The organism is Maritimimonas rapanae, assembly GCF_057837205.1.
In genome coordinates, this window is record NZ_JBYQFI010000001.1 from 2,006,016 (window position 1) to 2,024,679 (window position 18,664).

20 protein-coding genes are annotated in these 18,664 nt (G+C 31.8%); 7 read left to right on the plus strand and 13 right to left on the minus strand.

Annotated features, from left to right (window positions below):
- Positions 1-9 precede the first annotated feature (9 nt).
- The 7 genes from AC3IF2_RS09660 to AC3IF2_RS09690 all read right to left on the minus strand — a co-directional run bounded on the left by AC3IF2_RS09660 (position 10) and on the right by AC3IF2_RS09690 (position 5,474).
- Positions 10-924, minus strand: coding sequence for a PorP/SprF family type IX secretion system membrane protein (locus tag AC3IF2_RS09660; protein ID WP_489166834.1), 915 nt, complete (start codon positions 922-924; stop codon positions 10-12).
- Between the two features lie 10 nt (positions 925-934).
- Complete coding sequence (locus tag AC3IF2_RS09665) at positions 935-2,578, minus strand: T9SS type B sorting domain-containing protein (RefSeq protein WP_489166835.1); 1,644 nt, start codon at positions 2,576-2,578, stop codon at positions 935-937.
- Between the two features lie 190 nt (positions 2,579-2,768).
- Positions 2,769-3,266: a hypothetical protein gene (locus AC3IF2_RS09670; RefSeq protein ID WP_489166836.1), complete on the minus strand. Its 498-nt coding sequence runs from the start codon at positions 3,264-3,266 to the stop codon at positions 2,769-2,771.
- Positions 3,266-3,841, minus strand: coding sequence for an RNA polymerase sigma factor (locus AC3IF2_RS09675; RefSeq protein ID WP_489166837.1), 576 nt, complete (start codon positions 3,839-3,841; stop codon positions 3,266-3,268). Before AC3IF2_RS09675 ends, AC3IF2_RS09670 begins: the two co-directional genes overlap by 1 nt.
- A 66-nt stretch (positions 3,842-3,907) precedes the next feature.
- The gene (mnmC2, locus tag AC3IF2_RS09680; protein ID WP_489166838.1) at positions 3,908-4,573 is read right to left on the minus strand and encodes a tRNA (5-methylaminomethyl-2-thiouridine)(34)-methyltransferase MnmC2; all 666 of its coding nucleotides are present in this window, start codon (positions 4,571-4,573) and stop codon (positions 3,908-3,910) included.
- Positions 4,570-4,989, minus strand: a complete 420-nt coding sequence (locus AC3IF2_RS09685; protein ID WP_489166839.1) for a hypothetical protein — start codon at positions 4,987-4,989, stop codon at positions 4,570-4,572. The genes mnmC2 and AC3IF2_RS09685 overlap by 4 nt, the downstream gene beginning before the upstream one ends.
- The gene (locus AC3IF2_RS09690; RefSeq protein ID WP_489166840.1) at positions 4,986-5,474 is read right to left on the minus strand and encodes a DUF4920 domain-containing protein; all 489 of its coding nucleotides are present in this window, start codon (positions 5,472-5,474) and stop codon (positions 4,986-4,988) included. Before AC3IF2_RS09690 ends, AC3IF2_RS09685 begins: the two co-directional genes overlap by 4 nt.
- 220 nt (positions 5,475-5,694) lie before the next feature.
- On the opposite strand from AC3IF2_RS09690, the gene AC3IF2_RS09695 reads away from it, so the two are divergent.
- Positions 5,695-6,762 carry a branched-chain amino acid aminotransferase gene (locus AC3IF2_RS09695; protein WP_489166841.1) on the plus strand — a complete coding sequence of 356 codons (1,068 nt, stop codon included), beginning with the start codon at positions 5,695-5,697 and terminating at the stop codon, positions 6,760-6,762.
- Between the two features lie 47 nt (positions 6,763-6,809).
- Here the strand turns inward: AC3IF2_RS09695 and AC3IF2_RS09700 are convergent, their stop codons facing one another.
- Complete coding sequence (locus AC3IF2_RS09700; RefSeq protein ID WP_489166842.1) at positions 6,810-7,193, minus strand: pyrophosphohydrolase domain-containing protein; 384 nt, start codon at positions 7,191-7,193, stop codon at positions 6,810-6,812.
- 6 nt (positions 7,194-7,199) lie between these two features.
- The gene (locus tag AC3IF2_RS09705) at positions 7,200-7,922 is read right to left on the minus strand and encodes an SDR family NAD(P)-dependent oxidoreductase (RefSeq protein WP_489166843.1); all 723 of its coding nucleotides are present in this window, start codon (positions 7,920-7,922) and stop codon (positions 7,200-7,202) included.
- Between the two features lie 54 nt (positions 7,923-7,976).
- Here AC3IF2_RS09705 and AC3IF2_RS09710 point away from each other — a divergent pair, with 54 nt between their 5' ends.
- Positions 7,977-8,168, plus strand: a complete 192-nt coding sequence (locus tag AC3IF2_RS09710) for a hypothetical protein (protein ID WP_489166844.1) — start codon at positions 7,977-7,979, stop codon at positions 8,166-8,168.
- Here the strand turns inward: AC3IF2_RS09710 and trhO are convergent, their stop codons facing one another.
- The gene (gene trhO, locus AC3IF2_RS09715; RefSeq protein ID WP_489166845.1) at positions 8,169-9,200 is read right to left on the minus strand and encodes an oxygen-dependent tRNA uridine(34) hydroxylase TrhO; all 1,032 of its coding nucleotides are present in this window, start codon (positions 9,198-9,200) and stop codon (positions 8,169-8,171) included. It abuts the gene before it with no gap.
- Between the two features lie 153 nt (positions 9,201-9,353).
- Here trhO and AC3IF2_RS09720 point away from each other — a divergent pair, with 153 nt between their 5' ends.
- Positions 9,354-10,361, plus strand: a complete 1,008-nt coding sequence (locus tag AC3IF2_RS09720) for an aspartate-semialdehyde dehydrogenase (protein WP_489166846.1) — start codon at positions 9,354-9,356, stop codon at positions 10,359-10,361.
- Positions 10,362-10,390: 29 nt separating this feature from the next.
- Here the strand turns inward: AC3IF2_RS09720 and trxA are convergent, their stop codons facing one another.
- The gene (gene trxA, locus AC3IF2_RS09725; RefSeq protein WP_489166847.1) at positions 10,391-10,759 is read right to left on the minus strand and encodes a thioredoxin; all 369 of its coding nucleotides are present in this window, start codon (positions 10,757-10,759) and stop codon (positions 10,391-10,393) included.
- A 166-nt stretch (positions 10,760-10,925) separates the two neighbouring features.
- Here trxA and AC3IF2_RS09730 point away from each other — a divergent pair, with 166 nt between their 5' ends.
- Positions 10,926-13,070, plus strand: a complete 2,145-nt coding sequence (locus AC3IF2_RS09730; RefSeq protein ID WP_489166848.1) for a prolyl oligopeptidase family serine peptidase — start codon at positions 10,926-10,928, stop codon at positions 13,068-13,070.
- Between the two features lie 48 nt (positions 13,071-13,118).
- On the opposite strand, the gene AC3IF2_RS09735 is transcribed toward AC3IF2_RS09730, so the two are convergent.
- Positions 13,119-13,568 carry a 3-oxoacyl-ACP synthase gene (locus tag AC3IF2_RS09735; RefSeq protein ID WP_489166849.1) on the minus strand — a complete coding sequence of 150 codons (450 nt, stop codon included), beginning with the start codon at positions 13,566-13,568 and terminating at the stop codon, positions 13,119-13,121.
- A gap of 108 nt (positions 13,569-13,676) precedes the next feature.
- Between AC3IF2_RS09735 and AC3IF2_RS09740 the strand changes: the two genes are divergently transcribed.
- The gene (locus AC3IF2_RS09740; protein WP_489166850.1) at positions 13,677-14,819 is read left to right on the plus strand and encodes a saccharopine dehydrogenase family protein; all 1,143 of its coding nucleotides are present in this window, start codon (positions 13,677-13,679) and stop codon (positions 14,817-14,819) included.
- 2 nt (positions 14,820-14,821) lie between these two features.
- On the plus strand, positions 14,822-15,385 hold the full coding sequence (locus tag AC3IF2_RS09745) for a DNA-3-methyladenine glycosylase I (RefSeq protein WP_489166851.1): 564 nt from the start codon (positions 14,822-14,824) through the stop codon (positions 15,383-15,385).
- A 33-nt stretch (positions 15,386-15,418) separates the two neighbouring features.
- On the opposite strand, the gene AC3IF2_RS09750 is transcribed toward AC3IF2_RS09745, so the two are convergent.
- Entirely contained in the window at positions 15,419-16,444 is a 1,026-nt protein-coding gene (locus tag AC3IF2_RS09750) for an SRPBCC family protein (protein WP_489166852.1), read from the minus strand.
- Positions 16,445-16,538: 94 nt separating this feature from the next.
- On the opposite strand from AC3IF2_RS09750, the gene AC3IF2_RS09755 reads away from it, so the two are divergent.
- The gene (locus tag AC3IF2_RS09755) at positions 16,539-18,563 is read left to right on the plus strand and encodes a dipeptidyl-peptidase 3 family protein (RefSeq protein ID WP_489166853.1); all 2,025 of its coding nucleotides are present in this window, start codon (positions 16,539-16,541) and stop codon (positions 18,561-18,563) included.
- Positions 18,564-18,664: the final 101 nt, after the last annotated feature.

An 18,664-nucleotide genomic window follows, 5' to 3' on the forward strand; every position in this document is an offset into this window, starting at 1 on the left:
TTTTCTTTATTAGAAAAATCTTGGTGACTTAATTTTTTTCTCTGCTGATCTAATATCCCATAATAAAATTCCTTCAAAAGAACCATTATTAAAATCACCTAAATTAGATAAGGTATGATCGTATGCAAAACCTAATCTAAATGTTGGGGTTATTGCAAAGTTAATTAAACCACTAATAGAATCGTCTAAACGATAGCTTGCCCCAACTTCAAAACGCTCGTTAAACAAAAAATTAGTCGAAATATCTGCCGATAAAGGGGCACCAGAAGTTGCTTTAAGCATTACTGATGGCTTAAATTTAAGATTTTTATTTAAATCGAACACATAACCAGAGGTTAAGAAATAGTGCATTTGATCTGAAACTTCGGTTATTTCACCATTTGAAGTTCTAATATGTGATGCTTTTAACATGTTTGGCATAGACAAACCTAGGTAAAAATGATCGGTATAATAAAATGCTCCTACTCCAAAATTTAAATCAGATGAAGAATCAATATTATCAAAAATAGGGTCTGGATCTACAGTTTCTAATAATAGATCTGCATTAAATAGTGTTACACCAGCCTTAATACCTAAAGCTAATCTGCCTTCTTCTGACGTTTGCAAGGTATATGAAAAATCACCGTAAATATTATGTTCTTTTATAGGACCATACTCATCTGCAATAAAAGATAAACCTAATCCTACTTTTTTTGCAATTGGAGCATGTAACGAAGCTGTAAACGTTTCTGGCGCGCCGTTTAAACCTGTCCATTGTTTTCTTCCTAACAAGCCAATACTTAAAGTCTCTCGAGATCCGGCATAAGCTGGATTCACCACATTCATATTGTACATGTATTGGGTATATTGGGGGTCTTGCTGCGCAAAACTATCAACCGTAAACAAACAAAATGCTATTGTTATATATAGAATAATCTTCTTCATCGAACTTTTTTTATCTATTTAAGTATACCCAATTAGAAATCGGATCTAAATTATCTTGATTGAAATATATAATGTAGTAATAGGTTCCGGTTGGTACTTGTTCACTACCATTAAAGTTTAGATTTCCGTTTGAGAAACCATCCCACCATAATGGATTATTTCTACCTTCATTTTCATAATCAAAAACCTTATTACCCCATCTATTATAGATCTCCATTTTAAAGTTTGGATATAAGAATCCTAAACCAGGCACTACAAATGTTTCGTTGATATTATCTCCGTTTGGTGAAAATCCTTCTGGAATAAAAATATCTATAGGATCTACAGAAGCAGTATCTTGATCGTCTTCATTAGGATCATTATTATCTGGAGTCGAATCAGGATCAAAATTTGAAGTAACAATTTCAGCTGAATTCACATAATCTTCAATTAAACCAATAACTGCAGTAATATTTAATGAAACAGAACTTCCGTTAGTAATATCTCCAATATTCCAAATACCAGTTGTTGGATCATAATCTCCATCATCTGAAAGATAAATATAACCTTGAGGTAAAATATCTCTAACTGTTACATTAGAAGCATCCTCAGGACCATCATTTGTTACAGTTATTGTAAAAACTACATTTGTACCTCTATGAGGTCTTCCTCCGACAGGATTATTATCTAAAATTTCAACTTCTTTTGTAAGGCTTAAATCTGATACAGTAGGAGTTACAATTACCAAACCTGTTTCATCATCATCAGCAATACCATCTGAATAATCATCATCATCAAAACTTGATGAAGGATCACTATCTAAATCATGAACATCAGAGGCAACAATCTCTGCTCTGTTATTATACTCTCCGGCAGCTAAAACAGTAGCACTAATAGTTAACGGAATAGATTGACCTGAGTTAACCGTTAAACCTGTCCAGTTAATAATATTACCACTATTTGAGCCCCCATTACCTATATTGGTTATGTTACCATAACCGCTAGGTACAATATCTCGAACAGCAACACCGGTAGCAGTATCTGGCCCATCATTAGTTAATGTTAACGTAAAAACAACCGTGTCACCAATATTAGGTGTTGGATTATCTACTGTTTTTGTTAAACTTAAATCAGCTCTCATAGGTACTACTGTAACAAGACTAGTTTCGTCATCATCAATACCGTCTGGAGTGCCATCTTTTCCATCATCTTGATCAAAACTTAGTGAAGGATCACTATCAGGATCTATCTGATCTGAAGTTGTTATTTCTGCTCTGTTATTATAATCACCTGTAGGGAGCACAGTTGCATTTACTGTTAAAACTATATCATCTGCAGGTGTATTTCCAACGGGAATTATCAAGTTTGGCCATAGAACTGTAGTTCCTATAGGAGTAACACCATTACTAATATTAGTAAGGTTACCATACCCATTAGGAATTACATCTCTAACGGTAACACCTGTAGCAATGTTTGGTCCATCGTTATGAATAGTTAAGGTAAATGTAACCACATCACCAACATTAGGCGCAGGGTCATTTACCGTTTTTGTAATACTTAAGTCAGCTTGAGCATTAATTGCTAGACTGGTAAAAACTAACAATACCGTAAATATTGTAAGTCTTCTAACAAAATGTCTTATATGATTATTAAGAGGAGTGTAGTTTTTTACCATATTATCTTTCCGTTCACAATTTAAATCTATGACACATTATATAACAATTAAGTCACAGATATTACTAGTTTTATTTTTATAAAAAAATCTTTTTGAAGCAGATGCTTTAAAAAGGAGCTTTTTTTAATTTGGTCGACAAATTTACAAATAATTTATAAAGACCAAATTGTTAGAAGGTTATTAAATAAATTTATAGGGTGATTTTCTGCTTTGAAAAGAAATCTAAAACAAGTAAAGAACTAATAGATAGTAAGCTATAAACAAATATCATCGATAAGTTTAAATTAATTTTAAAGTTAGTAAATAACGACTGAAGACGTTCAAAATAAGGAATCGCTTCATCCAATAATGATGGAGAAGTAGCAGGGGTTTGATTATATAAAGCATACGTCACTACAATAATAGAAATTACACCAATTATAAACCAAGATTTCTTGCTGATTATGGGTTGATATGAATTTACTGTACTAACCTCTATACTGTGCATTACATTCGAAATAAAGCCTGTTGAAGGCTTATCAATTGCATTATTCTTTAAAGCCTTAGAGAGTCTAATATCCTTAAGTAATTCTTCTTTGGTAAAGATATTTATATCATTCATAACACTATCTGTAAAGCTAGTTGGTGCTTTATCTACAGAAATATCTTTTAATAATTTGTCGATATGTTGCTCCTTATTTTTTTTCATTATAACAGTGTTTTTAATTCACTGTGTAACACAGATTCTAATTCTTTATATAATTTTTTTCTGGCTCTAAATAAACGCACTTTTACATTAGTTTTAGAATAGCCAGTAATATCTTTTATTTCATCAAGTGTATTATCATTTATATAAAACAAAGTTATTAATAATGCATCTAATTCTGGCAATCTATTAATAGCTGCTTTTACAAAATGCTCTTGTTCTTCATGCCTTAAGCTATCTATTTGAGATAAAGAACTATCAGTAGAATAATTATCTACTACATACTCATCTATATCTGTGACTTCTAGTTTCTTTTTTCTAGTTTTTGAAATAGCTGTTCTATAAACTATAGTATATAACCAAGTAGAAAATTTAGACTTCCCTTGAAATGTTTTTAATTGTTGAAATGCTTTTATAAAACTATCCTGAGCAACCTCTTCCGCGTCTTCCGCACTTCGCACAATTTTTAACGCAACGGTATATGCCATATCTTTATATTTTTCAACAAGATAGCTAAACGATGAAGTATCGCCAGATAATACTTTATCAATATAAATTTGGTCGTTGGATGGTTTCATTTAGTAGATAAGACATCCTTAACGGAATATTGGTTACACAAAAATGAAATTTTATTTAATATTATTTTAATGCTTTATTGCTCTAAGCATTTCCCTTTTGCCAGGAGGGCCAGGTAATCTTTCAACAAAAAAACCAGCTTCTAACATTGCTCGCCTTACACTTCCTTTAGCTGAATATGTCACTAAAATTCCTTTAGGTCGTAGTGCTACAAACATTTTCTTAAAGATCTCCACCGACCAAAGCTCGGGCTGAACTCTTGCGCCAAAAGCATCAAAATAGATTAGATCAAAGGTATCTACGTCATCAATTTCATTAAAAAACTGCTTTCGTTTTGTTAGTAAAAAATCTTGAGCTATTTGATGTTTTTCATTCCAGAAAAGTGAATGTATCTTATCAAAAATTTCTATTTCTTTTATAGCATTTAATTCAGAAACATAATTTAATTTTTCAATTTCATCCTTTTGAACAGGATAAGCTTCAACACCGCAGTAATTAATTTCGATTCTCTTCTTTTTTGCTTCTAAATAAGTAATAAAACAATTTAAACCAGTACCAAAACCAACTTCTAGTATTGATACATTTCTATGATTTTTTAACTGTTCTAGCCCATTTTTAATGAATACGTGATATGCTTCTTGAATAGCGCCATGCTTAGAATGATATTGCTCGTTCCAATCTGGTAAGTGAATAGTAGTAGATCCGTCTCCAGTAATTAAAATTTGCCGTTTCATTTGATTAGCAAACGCTTTATTTTAGGTATTGGTCCCTGACACTTAATCTCATGGCAGGTTATACAAGAATTTATAGTTTTATTAAAAAATACTTTTGCCGAGTCTTTACTAATTTGAATGGACTTTTGCATAAGCAAATATTTTCTTGAAAGCGTTTCAAAAATAGAATCTCTATCAGCTGGATCTGTAAGTACAGCTGAATGAATCTTAAAAAATTCTTCTGGAAAAACAATTAAAGAATCATTATCTACGATGCTTTTGCGTACAACCTTATTATATTCATACATCTGACGCATAAGCAAAGCCATTTCAGACGATTCATATAGCTGATATTCCTCTTTTACAGGATCATTTTTTTTAGAAGAACATGAAATTAAAAAAGCTAAGAATAAAAATAAAATTAAATACCTTATCATTCCTTAAGGAGTACTCCATTAGCTTCAAAAGCATATGTAAACTCTGGCTCTGTAATAGCTGCTATTTCTTCTTCAGATTTGCCTCCGTCTTTTGCGTAATGTTTGAGCTGATCTACAGAGATTTTGGTAACATAAGCTTTACCATCTACAATAACTTCTTTGTTATTAATATTTTTAGGCACAAAGAAACCATAGTCTTTAAAACGCACCATAGATTCTTTCTCGTTACCAAGGTCAAGTTTCATCCAACACCCTTTTTTTACACAAACCTCATTAACGGTAGAGGCAAACTTTACATTAAGCGTATCTCCATCTTTAAGCGAATAAAACTTTTCTGCCATTTCATCTTTAGTGAGTGTATTATCTTCTGTAATCTTATCTCCAAATGATGCATAAGTAGCTTTCATTACTTTTGCCTCTTCTTTATTCTCTTTACATCCAACAATCAAAAAAGCAAAACAAACTATTAATAAAAAATGTTTCATAATCATATTTTTATCACACAAAAGTACTAATTATAAGAATTATTCATTAGCAAAAATCTATTTAAAAAGTAAGTTTTATTGATTTTTTACGTTTATTTAATTGCAATTAGCAATTATTTTACACAAAAAAAGCATTTTAGTTAAAATTAGTAACTAAAACTAGCTAATCCTTGAATGAGGTATTATATTTTGTACTTTTGCATCGTAAAAATTTACCCTAATGAGCGTACAAATTTCATCACATCTTGATATTCAAAAAGTTACTAATTCTAAAATTTCTCAAGTAGATTTTGATAACTTGCAATTCGGTAGAGTCTTTACCGATCATATGTTTGTTTGTGACTATAAAGATGGTAAATGGCAACGCCCAAAAATAATGCCTTATGGCCCTTTAAGTATTGAACCTTCTGCTCGTGTTTTTCATTACGGACAGGCAGTTTTTGAAGGAATGAAAGCATATAAAGATGACAATGATGATGTGTGGTTATTTAGACCTGAGGATAATTTTAATAGGATAAATATCTCTTCAAAAAGAATGGCAATTCCAGAATTCCCAAAAGAATATTTTTTTGAAGGTTTAACAACTTTATTACAGCTAGATAAAGATTGGGTAAAAAAAGGAATTGGAAATGCATTATATGTTCGTCCGTTTGTTATTGCTTCTGAACATGCTGTAGCTGCATCTCGCTCTGAAGAATATAAATTTATGATTATTTGTTCTCCAGTACAAGCTTATTATAGCATGCCTATTAAAGTGTTATTTGCAGAAAAATATAGCAGAGCAGCAGATGGTGGTGTAGGTTACGCTAAGGCCGCTGGTAATTATGGTGCCCAATTTTATCCAACAAGCATAGCACAAGAAAAAGGGTTTCAGCAAATTATTTGGACAGACGCTAATTCGCATGAATATTTAGAAGAAGCCGGAACAATGAATATCTTTTTTAGAATAGGAGATAAGTTATTGACAGCTCCCAATAATGATAGGATTCTTGACGGAATTACTCGTAAAAGTGTTATAAAGTTAGCCGAAGACAATAATATAGATATAGAAGTTAGACCTGTAGCTGTTGCAGAAATTAAAGAAGCCGCCAAAAATGGTAGTTTAAAAGAAATTTTTGGTGCAGGTACTGCAGCTGTAATTACGCAAATATCTGGATTTGAGCATAGTGGTGAGACATTCGACTTAGAAATGCTAGAGAATTCTTATGCGAAAATGTTTAAAGAAAAGCTAATGAACATACAATACAATGTGTCTGATGATCCTTATGGATGGAGATACAAAGTATAAAATAATAATATATAATTTAAAAAGGAGCTCAATGAGCTCCTTTTTTATTATTCTAAAACTTCAGCAATATTTGGTTTAAAATAATTTGGGCCTTTCATCACCTTACCATCTTCACGATAAATCGGCTTTCCATCTGCTCCTAACTTACTCATATTACTTCGTTGTATTTCATTAAAAACATCTTCAATTTTATCTTGCATACCATGTTCTATAATTGTTCCACAAAGAATATATAACATATCACCAAGAGCATCAGCAACCTCAACCAAATCATCACTTTTAGCAGCTTCTAAATATTCTCTATTTTCTTCATCCATTAAGTCAAAACGCAATTGCATTTTTTGTTCAGAAAGTTTTGCAACTGGTTCTGTTTGATATCCTATGCTAAAAGCTTTATGAAACTCTTTTACAGCATTAATTTTATCTTTCATTCTTTATTAAAAATACTTCATTAATAATTTTGTTGGAACAATTTTTAGCATAAAAGCAACAAATGCCCAACGTTTTGTTATATATGCTTTTCTCTTTTTCTTTTTTATAGCGGTATATATCTGTTTTGTAGCTTTGTCTAAAGGAGCCATCCAAAAAGTTTCTCCTTTTATGATATCTGTATCTACATAACCAGGCAAAATATTTGTAACATCTATTTTAGCCTTTTTGGTTCTCTTAGCCTTCATATATAAAGACTCCATATAGCTTGATTGAAATGCTTTTGAAGCATGGTAAGCAGCCACCTGTCTATTACCTCTTAAAGATGCTACAGAAGTTATACCAACTAAATGCCCATAACCTTGAGCTGCAAAATAATTATAAGATCGTTGATAGATTTTTGTTGCTCCAAGAACATTTGTTTCTAAAGTAGGTAGGTCACGATTCCAATCAAGGTTAAAGTTAGGTTGCATAATTCCTGAATTATGAACTATAAGATCTACTTTGTCAAAAAAAGAAGGAAGCTCATCAAAAAATGTATCGGTATCATTTACGTCGGTCACATCATGTTGTCTAATTTTATATCGGTCGGGGCTTTCCGCTTTAATTTCCTCTAATCGCTCTAGTCTTCTTCCTGTAATCAGCACATTATAACCATCATTCACTAATAATTTGGACAGTTCTTTACCGATACCAGAAGTTGCTCCGAAGACAATTGCATTCTTACTCATATAGAAAATTTAATACACAAAAAAACGTATTTTTGTCGACATAAAAGAATCTCAATGCAATTTAGTACTGGTCAGAAAATTTTCGCACTTTTTTTTATTGTCGCTTTTGCTATTGGTATTGTTTGGAGTTACCGAAAAGACATCAAACTCCATAAAACATATTATAAAAAAGTATGGCTAGTTGCCTTAGGCATTATTCTAACGATACTTGCTTTTAAATATCTTGCTTATTATTTACACGAATAGCTATTTTTTATATTTAAGAACTTCTGAACGTCCTTTTTTAAATATCTTATTACTATTATGTTTCCCTTTGCGGAGTGCTTTCTGTTCCTCGTAAGGAAGATTAAAAACTTCTTGACAATCTGGCGAACAACATCCTTGCATTTTTTCTTTACAAGAATCACATTGAATGAATAATAAGTGACATGCTTCGTTTTCACAATTTACATGTGTGTCACATTTTTCGCCACATTGATGACAGTCAGCAATCACGTCAGCCGAAATTCGCTCACCTCTTCTATGATCAAATACAAAGTTTTTACCCACAAACTTATTCTCTAATTCTTCGGTTTTTACCTGGCGTACATATTCTATAATCCCGCCTTCTAACTGAAATACATTTTTAAAACCTTTGTGTTTATAGTAGGCACTTGCTTTTTCGCAACGTATACCGCCAGTACAATACATTAATAGATTTTTATCTTCTTTATGATCTTTTAGATCCTCTTCTATTATATCTAACGAATCACGAAAAGTATCTACATCTGGAGTAATTGCGCCTTTAAAATGACCTATTTCACTTTCGTAATGATTGCGCATATCGACACAAATAGTATTAGGGTCTTCGAGTAGTTTATTAAACTCTTTCGCCTTTAAATGAACGCCTTTATTTGTCACATCAAAAGTTTCATCATTTAAACCATCGGCTACAATTTTATGCCTCACTTTCACTTTTAGTTTTAAGAAAGACATATTATCTTGTTCAATGGCAATATTCAAACGAATATCTTTTAAAAAAGGAATACTATCTAAATGTTCTTTAAATAACTTGAAATTTTCTGCTGGTACAGATAATTGTCCATTAATTCCTTCATGGGCAACATAAATTCTGCCGAGAACATCTAACTCATTCCAAGTAACAAACAAGTGATTTCTAAATAATTGCGGATTGCCAATTTTGGCATATTGATAGAAAGATAGGGTTAATCGTTGCTGGCCAGCTTCTTCGATTAACGCAGCTCTTTCTTTTGCACTTAGTGTATTGTACAGTTGCATGCTATACTAATTTTAAGATTAAAAGAATGTTATAATTTGCGGCAAAAGTAATAATTTTGGCTCAAATTAAACTTAAGCCATTTTTAGGCGTTTGCATACATATAATCTTAGCTTTTTTATGACCTTTGTATCGAAATTAGTAAACTATAAATTATGAGAGTTGCTGTAGTTGGTGCTACCGGAATGGTAGGTAATGTAATGTTAAAAACATTAGAGGAGCGTAATTTTCCGATAACGGAATTAATCCCTGTTGCATCTGAAAGATCTGTTGGGAAAAAGGTAACTTATAAGAATTCTGAATATTCAGTAGTAGGGTTACAAACCGCCGTAGAGATGCAACCAGATATTGCACTATTCTCTGCAGGAGGTAGCACATCTTTAGAATGGGCACCAAAATTTGCTGAAGTCGGCACTATAGTAATTGATAATTCTTCGGCGTGGAGAATGGATGCCTCTAAAAAATTAGTGGTTCCTGAAATTAATGCTTCGCAGCTAACCGAGGATGATCTAATAATTGCAAATCCTAATTGTTCTACAATACAAATGGTTGTTGCGTTAGCACCTCTTCATAAAAAGTATGGCATAAAACGCTTGGTAATTTCTACGTATCAATCTATTACAGGAACTGGTGTAAAGGCCGTTCAACAATTAGAAAATGAGTACAAAGGTGAAAAAGGTGATATGGCCTATCATTACCCAATACATAGAAATGCCATACCACATTGTGATGTTTTTGAAAGCAACGGCTATACAAAAGAAGAGCTAAAGCTTGTTCGAGAAACACAAAAGATCTTAGATGATAGATCCATTGCTATAACAGCCACGGCTGTTAGAATTCCGGTAGTTGGTGGGCATAGTGAAAGTGTGAATATTGAATTTGAAAATGATTTCGACGAGTCAGAAGTTAGAACAATCTTAAGTGAAACAGATGGTGTAACTGTTCAAGACAATGTAGATACTAATACCTATCCTATGCCAATTTATGCTGAAGGAAAAGATGATGTTTTTGTAGGTAGAATTCGTAGAGATCTATCTCAACCGAAAAGCCTGAATATGTGGATTGTTTCAGACAATTTACGCAAAGGTGCTGCAACTAATGCAATACAAATTGCAGAATATTTAGTAGCAAATAATTTAGTTTCTACTAAAGTAATTTCTTAAGTACATAAAAAAATTATATGAAGCCTGAATTACAATTCAGGCTTTTTTACTTTTAATACTTCTTCAATTATTCTTTCTAACTCTTGCTTAGGCAAAGCTCCATTGGCCATTTGTGGTTGTTCATTGGCTTGACAAAACAGCATAGAAGGTATACTTCTAATTGCAAAAGCAGCAGAAAGTTCTTGTTCTACTTCTGTGTCAACTTTATAAATATTGATCTTTCCTTTGTATTCTTCACTTAATTGCTCTAAAACTGGAGCGATCATTTTACATGGCCCACACCAATCGGCATAAAAATCAACTATACACGGTATACCACCTTCAAACTTCCATTCTTTATTTTCGTTATAATTAAAAACTTTTTCTAAAAAAGTTTCTTTGGTCAATAATTCAGTCATTTAAATTTTAATTTTACTCCTATTGGTACGAATATATGTTTAAAAATTACAAAAGTATGTTGACGTCAATAAAAAAGTTAAAATTCTGTTATTCAGAATCAATCATGTAATTTAAAGTTCCTTTTTTAGTAGTTTTGTGTTGCTTCAAAATAAAACTAACTTAATCATGAAAAAAATTCTTTTTTTATTTATTGCAACATTAATTATAATTTCCTGTAAAACAGATAAAAAGACAGAAGAACAGCTGGCTATGACCTATCCTGAAACCAAAAAAGTTGACACTGTAGATACCTATTTCGGAACAGATATAAAAGATCCATATCGTTGGTTAGAAGATGATATGTCTGATGAAACAGCTGAGTGGGTAGAAGAACAGAATAAGGTAACTTTTGGTTATTTAGATAAGATTCCATATCGAGAAGAACTAAAAAAACGTATAGAGAAATTAATTAACTACGAAAGATATACTGCTCCTGTTAAAGAAGGTGATTATACCTATTTTAGAAAAAATGATGGCTTGCAAAATCAATCTGTGGTTTATAGACAAAAAGAAGGTGAAGATCCTGAAGTTTTCCTAAATCCTAATACTTTTTCTGAGGATGGAACAACTTCTTTAGGTGCATTATCTTTCTCAAAAGATGGTAGTATTGCTGCATATGCAATTTCTGAAGGTGGTTCAGACTGGCGTAAGGTAATTACTATGAATGCTATCACAAAAGAGATTAAAGAAGATACTCTTATTGATGTGAAATTTAGTGGCATCTCTTGGAAAGGTAATGAAGGTTTTTATTATTCTAGTTACGATAAGCCAAAAGGAAGTGAACTATCAGCCAAAACAGATCAGCATAAATTATATTACCACAAACTAGGCACAGAGCAAAAAGATGATCAATTAATTTTTGGAGGAACACCAGAACAGAAACATAGATATATTTTTGGCGGTGTTACAGAAGATGATCGGTATTTAATAATTAGCGGAGCTAAGTCTACTTCAGGTAATGATCTTTATGTTAAAGATTTATCGAAGCCCAATAGTAAATTAATGACTATTGTAGATAATTTTGATAGTGATAACACTATTGTAGATAATGATGGCAGTACGTTATTTATTCTTACTAATCTAAATGCACCGAATCAACGATTAGTCAAGGTAGATATTAATAATCCGTCTTCAGATAACTGGAAAGATCTAATACCCGAAACAGAAAATGTGCTAAACATAAGCACTGGTAGTGGTTATATTTTTGCAAGATATATGCAAGACGCTATTTCTAAAGTAATGCAATATGATTATAGCGGAAAATTAATTAGAGAGGTTGAATTACCTGGCATTGGTACTGCGAGCGGATTTAATGCTAAAAAAGATGCTAAAGATATATACTTCAATTTCAGCAATTATACAACTCCTTCTACTATTTACAACTTAAACCCTAAAGAGGGAAGCTCAACAGTATTTAAAAAACCTGTGATGGACTTTAATGGTGATGATTTTGAGTCAAAACAAGTATTCTATACTTCAAAAGATGGCACTAAAGTGCCGATGATAATTACCTATAAAAAAGGGCTAGAACTAAATGGTAAGAATCCAACTATTTTATATGGTTATGGTGGATTTAATATTAGCTTAACCCCAAGATTTAGAACTACAAGTATTGTTTGGATGGAGCAAGGTGGTATATATGCCGTTGCCAATTTAAGAGGTGGTGGCGAGTATGGAAAAGCATGGCATAAAGCGGGTACTCAATTGCAAAAACAAAACGTATTCGATGATTTTATCGCAGCGGCAGAATATTTAATAGCTGAAAATTATACATCTTCAGATTATTTGGCAATTAGTGGCGGTTCAAACGGAGGATTACTTGTAGGTGCTACTATGACACAACGACCAGATTTAATGAAAGTAGCATTACCTGCTGTTGGTGTATTAGATATGTTACGTTATCATACGTTTACTGCTGGTGCAGGATGGGCATATGATTATGGTACATCTGAACAAAGTAAAGAGATGTTCGAATATATTAAGGGATACTCTCCTGTTCATAATGTTAAGGAAGGTGTGCAGTATCCAGCCACATTAATTACAACTGGTGATCATGACGATAGAGTTGTGCCTGCTCACAGTTTCAAGTTTGCTGCTGAATTACAAGATAAACAGTCAGGTGCTAATCCAACCTTGATTCGTATTGAAACTAATGCTGGTCATGGTGCTGGAACACCAATTAGTAAAACTATTGAACAAACTGCCGATATTTTTGGATTTACGCTCTATAATATGGGAATAAAAGAATTAAAGTCTGATTATAAAGATTAGTTCTCTTTGATTATAAAATTAAAATCCCGCTATGAGCGGGATTTTTTATTAATATATTTCTTTAACAACAATCTCTTTATTGAGTACAAACTTCTCGCCTACTCTTTTACCTAATAATAACTTGCCAATTGGTGACCTAACTGAAACTCCATAATACGTTATTCCATTTACCAATAGTTCGCCAGCACTAATAGAAAGATAGTAATTCGCCTGATTGGTTATAATTAAACTTCCAAGTCTAACTACTTTAGAAGCTTCTGGAATATCTATTCTACTTAAAATAGTTTTCATATTATGAGCTACTTCTAACTGTTGACTTGCTTTTTCAATTTCAAGCTGTAGCATAGCTCTACCTGTTTCATGTTTGTCGCCTGCACTACTCTTAGTTTCTGAATTCAGTGCTTCTTGGTTAGATTGAATAGTTTTGAGAATAGCTTCTTCTTTGCCTTTTACAAAATCAAGACAAGCTTGATATAATTTTTTTTTAATTAATTCCAAACTAATAATTATACTATTAAATTCAAAAAGGTTAAGCCTAAATATATACTATATTTGGTCTTCAAAAGATATTAAACTTTCTAATAATTAACCTCGCTATTTATAAAAATGAGTAAAATAATTGTATTAGGGGCTGGTATGGTTGGTAGTGCCATGGCTATTGACCTCTCTAAAAAACATCAAGTTACAGTAACAGATCTTAATGCAGAAGCTTTAAAAAAGATAAAAGAAAAATGTAATAATCTTGAAATTAAACAACTAGACGTTACTAATAAATCTGATTTACAAAAAACTATATCGTCTTACCATTTGGTGATATGTGCAGTCCCAGGATTCCTAGGGTTTAAAACTCTAAAAACAATTATTGAGTCTAAAAAAGATGTTGTCGATATTTCATTTTTCCCTGAAAATTCTTTAAAATTGGATGATTTAGCAAAAGAGAATAATGTAACAGCTATTGTTGATTGCGGCGTAGCGCCAGGCATGGATAATTATATATTAGGTTATTATAACGAGCAATTAAAACTAACAGATTTTGAATGCTTAGTTGGCGGATTACCAAAAGTAAAAAAATGGCCATTCAATTATAAAGCGCCTTTTTCTCCAGTTGATGTTATCGAAGAATATACCAGACCTGCTAGATATGTAGAAAATGGAAAACTTATAACTAGAGACGCTTTGACCGATTGTGAATACATTGAATTTGAAAATATAGGCACTCTAGAATCTTTTAATTCTGATGGTCTTCGTTCGATTATCCACACTATGTCGCATATTAAAAACATGAAGGAAAAAACACTACGTTATCCTGGTCATGTAGAGTATATTAAAGTTTTAAAAGAGAGTGGCTTTTTTAGTGAAGATAAAATCTTGCTAAATAATTCAGAAATTTCTCCTTTAGATTTTACTAGTAAAATATTATTTAATGAATGGAAATTAAATGATACTGAAGAAGAAATTACCGTAATGAAAGTGATAGTAAAAGGTGAAAATTCTCAAGGAAAAATTGAAGAAATCATTTATACTTTACATGATAAATATTGTAATAACTCTCAAACATCTTCTATGGCGAGGTCAACAGGTTATACAGCTACGGCTTCTGCAAATATGCTCTTAGATGGATTATTTAACGAAAAAGGTGTATTCCCACCAGAACTAATCGGTAAGTATGAAAATTGTTTTAAATATATTTTAGAATATTTAAAAGATCGAGGTGTTGTTTATAAAAAAACGTCCCAAACAATAAACTAATTATGAATAAAAAAAGGTGTACTTGGTGTGGTGAAGATCCACTTTATGTTGAATATCATGATAAAGAATGGGGCGTGCCTGTATATGATGATGATACTTTATTTGAATTTTTGATTTTAGAAACTTTTCAAGCCGGTTTAAGTTGGATAACTATTCTAAGAAAACGAGAAAATTTCCGCAAAGCATTTGATAATTTCGATTATAAAAAGATTGCGAATTATGGTGAAGCAAAATATGATGAATTACTTCAAGATGCTGGAATTATTAGAAACAAATTAAAAATAAAAGCTACTATTTCTAATGCACAAGCTTTTATAAAAATTCAAAAAGAATTTGGTTCTTTTTCAAAATACATTTGGAATTTCACAAACGGAAAACCTATAAAAAACAAATTCAAATCTATGTCAGAAGTACCAGCAACAACAGAACTTTCTAACCAACTATCTAAAGACTTAAAAAAGAGAGGCTTTAAATTTGCAGGATCTACAGTTATTTATGCGCACATGCAAGCTACAGGTATGGTAAATGATCATACAACAGATTGTTTTAGATATAATGAGGTATAAAAAAACCCGAATTAAGATTCAGGTTTTTAAAAATTATTTTACAGGAATATAAATCTCAGTTTCCCAGTCCGCAGGGTTAGCTCGTGTCATCGGATCATTTTTATAAACCTCCATAGCAGCACTACCAGCAACCTGTTCTAGATTATTATCAACTATATATTTATAGGCTGTTTCCCATGCTTCTTTTAAGTTATCGTAATTACCTTTAAGAGTCGTTTTAATTGCTTTAAAAGGTTTTAACATACCTGTTTGTAAGCCACTAGCAGCATCTGTAATTACTCTATCAGCTACTGGAGCAGCACATGAGAAAATAACGGCATTATTTTCTACATCGTATTTATGATATAAGGTAAAAGGCATGCCTGCCATTTTTATATTATTCTTTTGTACATATTCACCAACTTTAGGCATCATTTTATTCATTTTATCGGCCAATTCTTCAATCTTACAAGACGTGGTATTGTATAGATAATAACCTCCACCATGAGTAGTTTCTCCATTAACAACTACGCTATATTTTTTCATATCAGACTGAATAACACTGTCTAACTTTATCAAGCCAGAATCATAGTCTTTACCCACATATTCATCCATTTTAGATGCCATATATCTCATCATAAAAGGCATTTCACCCTTCATTCCCCAGGTCACTTCTGTACCACCCCCTTCAGCAGGCTTAAAAGTCCAATAAATATCTGATTCAGATTCCCAAGGCTTAGTAAATTTAATTTTTTGATCGAGAGATTCATTAGCTTTACTCTCAATAGTTTCCATGCTACCAGCACCTACATCTTTATGTTCACTATCCCATGAATAAGATGCTCCATTACCAGAAGTAGTTTCACCAAAAGTTAATTTTGTGTTCGGATCTTTCCATAACCACGGTGACCAACTTTCCCAAGTTTTATAATCATTTACTTTATTAAAAACTAATTCTACAGGTGCTTTAATTACTTTAGAACGTTTTACATCATACTTTCCATCTAGGGTCGCTAAGTAAATAGCACCACCAATAAGAACTATAAGTACAAGCAATAATAAATATTTAAGGATTTTCATTTTAGACAATATTAGAGTTAGTAATTATCACAAATATAAAGAATTAAGTCAATTTTTAATTAAATTTGGCGCTCATTAAATTAAATTCGAACAAATGAAAATCAAATATCTGTTTTATAGCATTCTTATTATGAGTGTTTTAATATCTTGTAAAGGTAAAGAGCCTGTTGAAACTGAAGTCAAAGAAGATAAAAAATTTGAATATGTAGTAGATCAGTTTGCAGATTTAAAAATATTACGCTATCAAATTCCTGGATTTGATGAATTAACTCTAAAAGAGCAAACATTAGTTTATTATTTAACACAAGCTGGTTTAGCAGGTCGTGATATTATGTGGGCTCAAAATTATCGTCATAATTTATCGATAAGAAATGCCTTAGAAAATATTTACACATCTTATAAAGGAGATAAAACTGCTGATGATTGGAAAGCTTTTGAAACCTATCTAAAACGTGTTTGGTTCTCAAACGGAATACATCATCATTATTCAAATGATAAAATTAAACCTGGATTTTCTAAAGAATATTTAGAACAGTTATTAAAAGACACCAATACCGCTTTAACAGGAGAAGCACTAGAAGTAATCTTTAATGACAAAGATGCTAAAAAAGTAAATCTATCTAAAGATGCTGATATTGTTCTAGAATCTGCTATTAATTTTTATGGTCCAGACGTAACTGAAGCTGATGTAGATAGTTATTATAATGCCATTGAAGTCGATAAAAACAAACCTATCGAAAAGGGTTTAAACACTAGATTAGTTAAAGAAGATGGTAAGCTAGTTGAAAAAGTATATAAATCAGGCGGGCTCTATGGAGCTGCTATTGATAAAATTATTTATTGGTTAGAAAAAGCTAAAGATGTAGCTGAAAATGAAAAACAAGCTAAGGCTTTAGAATTATTAATTGAATATTATAAAACTGGAGATTTACATACTTGGGATGACTATGCTATTGCTTGGGCAACTTCTACTGAAGGAAATATCGATTGGATCAATGGTTTTATAGAAGTATATAATGATCCTAAAGGGTATAAGGGGTCTTATGAAAGTATTATAGAGATCAAGGATTTCGACATGTCTAAAAAAATGGCAGTGCTATCAGAAAATGCACAATGGTTTGAAGACAATTCTCCTCTAATGGATGCTCATAAAAAGAAAAATGTTGTGGGAGTATCATATAAAACGGTAAATGTTGCCGGCGAAGCAGGAGATGCATCACCGAGTACACCAATTGGTGTAAATCTGCCAAATAATAATTGGATCCGTCAACAACATGGTTCTAAATCAGTTTCTTTAGGAAATATTATAGGCGCCTATAACAATGCAGGTGGTTCAGGTCGTTTAAAAGAATTTGCTCATGATGCCGAAGAAATTGAATTAGAAGAAAAATATGGCAAATTAGCCGATAAATTACATACTGCATTGCATGAGGTTGTAGGCCATGCTTCTGGTCAGTTAAATGATGGTATTGGTACACCAAAAGAAACATTAAAAAGTTATGCTTCTACTTTAGAAGAAGGTAGAGCAGATCTTATTGGATTATATTATCTCATGGACTATAAATTACAAGAATTAGGATTAGTTGAAGATTGGGAAGCAACAGGTAAAGCAGCTTATGATGGCTATATAAGAAATGGTTTAATGACTCAATTAATTCGTCTAGAACCTGGTGCAGATGTAGAAGAAGCACATATGCGTAATAGACAATGGATTTCAGCTTGGGTTTTTGAAAAAGGTCAGGCCGATGGCGTTATAGAAAAAGTGACCCGAGATGAAAAAACTTATTTTAACATAAATGATTACAATAAATTACGTGAGTTATTCGGTCAATTATTAAAAGAAACTCAACGTATTAAATCTGAAGGGGATTTCGCTGCTGCACAAGCTTTAGTAGAAACTTATGGAGTAAAAGTAGACCAAAATATACATAAAGAAGTACTAGAGCGTAATAGTAAATTTAAATCTGCTCCATATAGTGGGTTTGTAAATCCTGTATTAACTCCAGAAACAAATGATGCTGGTGAAATTATAGCAATTAAAGTAGTACAACCAAATTCTTTTGAAGAACAAATGTTATATTATGCTAAAAAGTACAGTAATCTATCTGTTGAAAATTAATATTGAAAAAACAACTTGTAAAATCCGTTTTGAATAAATCGAAACGGATTTTTTTATTGTATTCATTTGAAAATAATTTTGGTAGTTTTGCTTGAATGAAA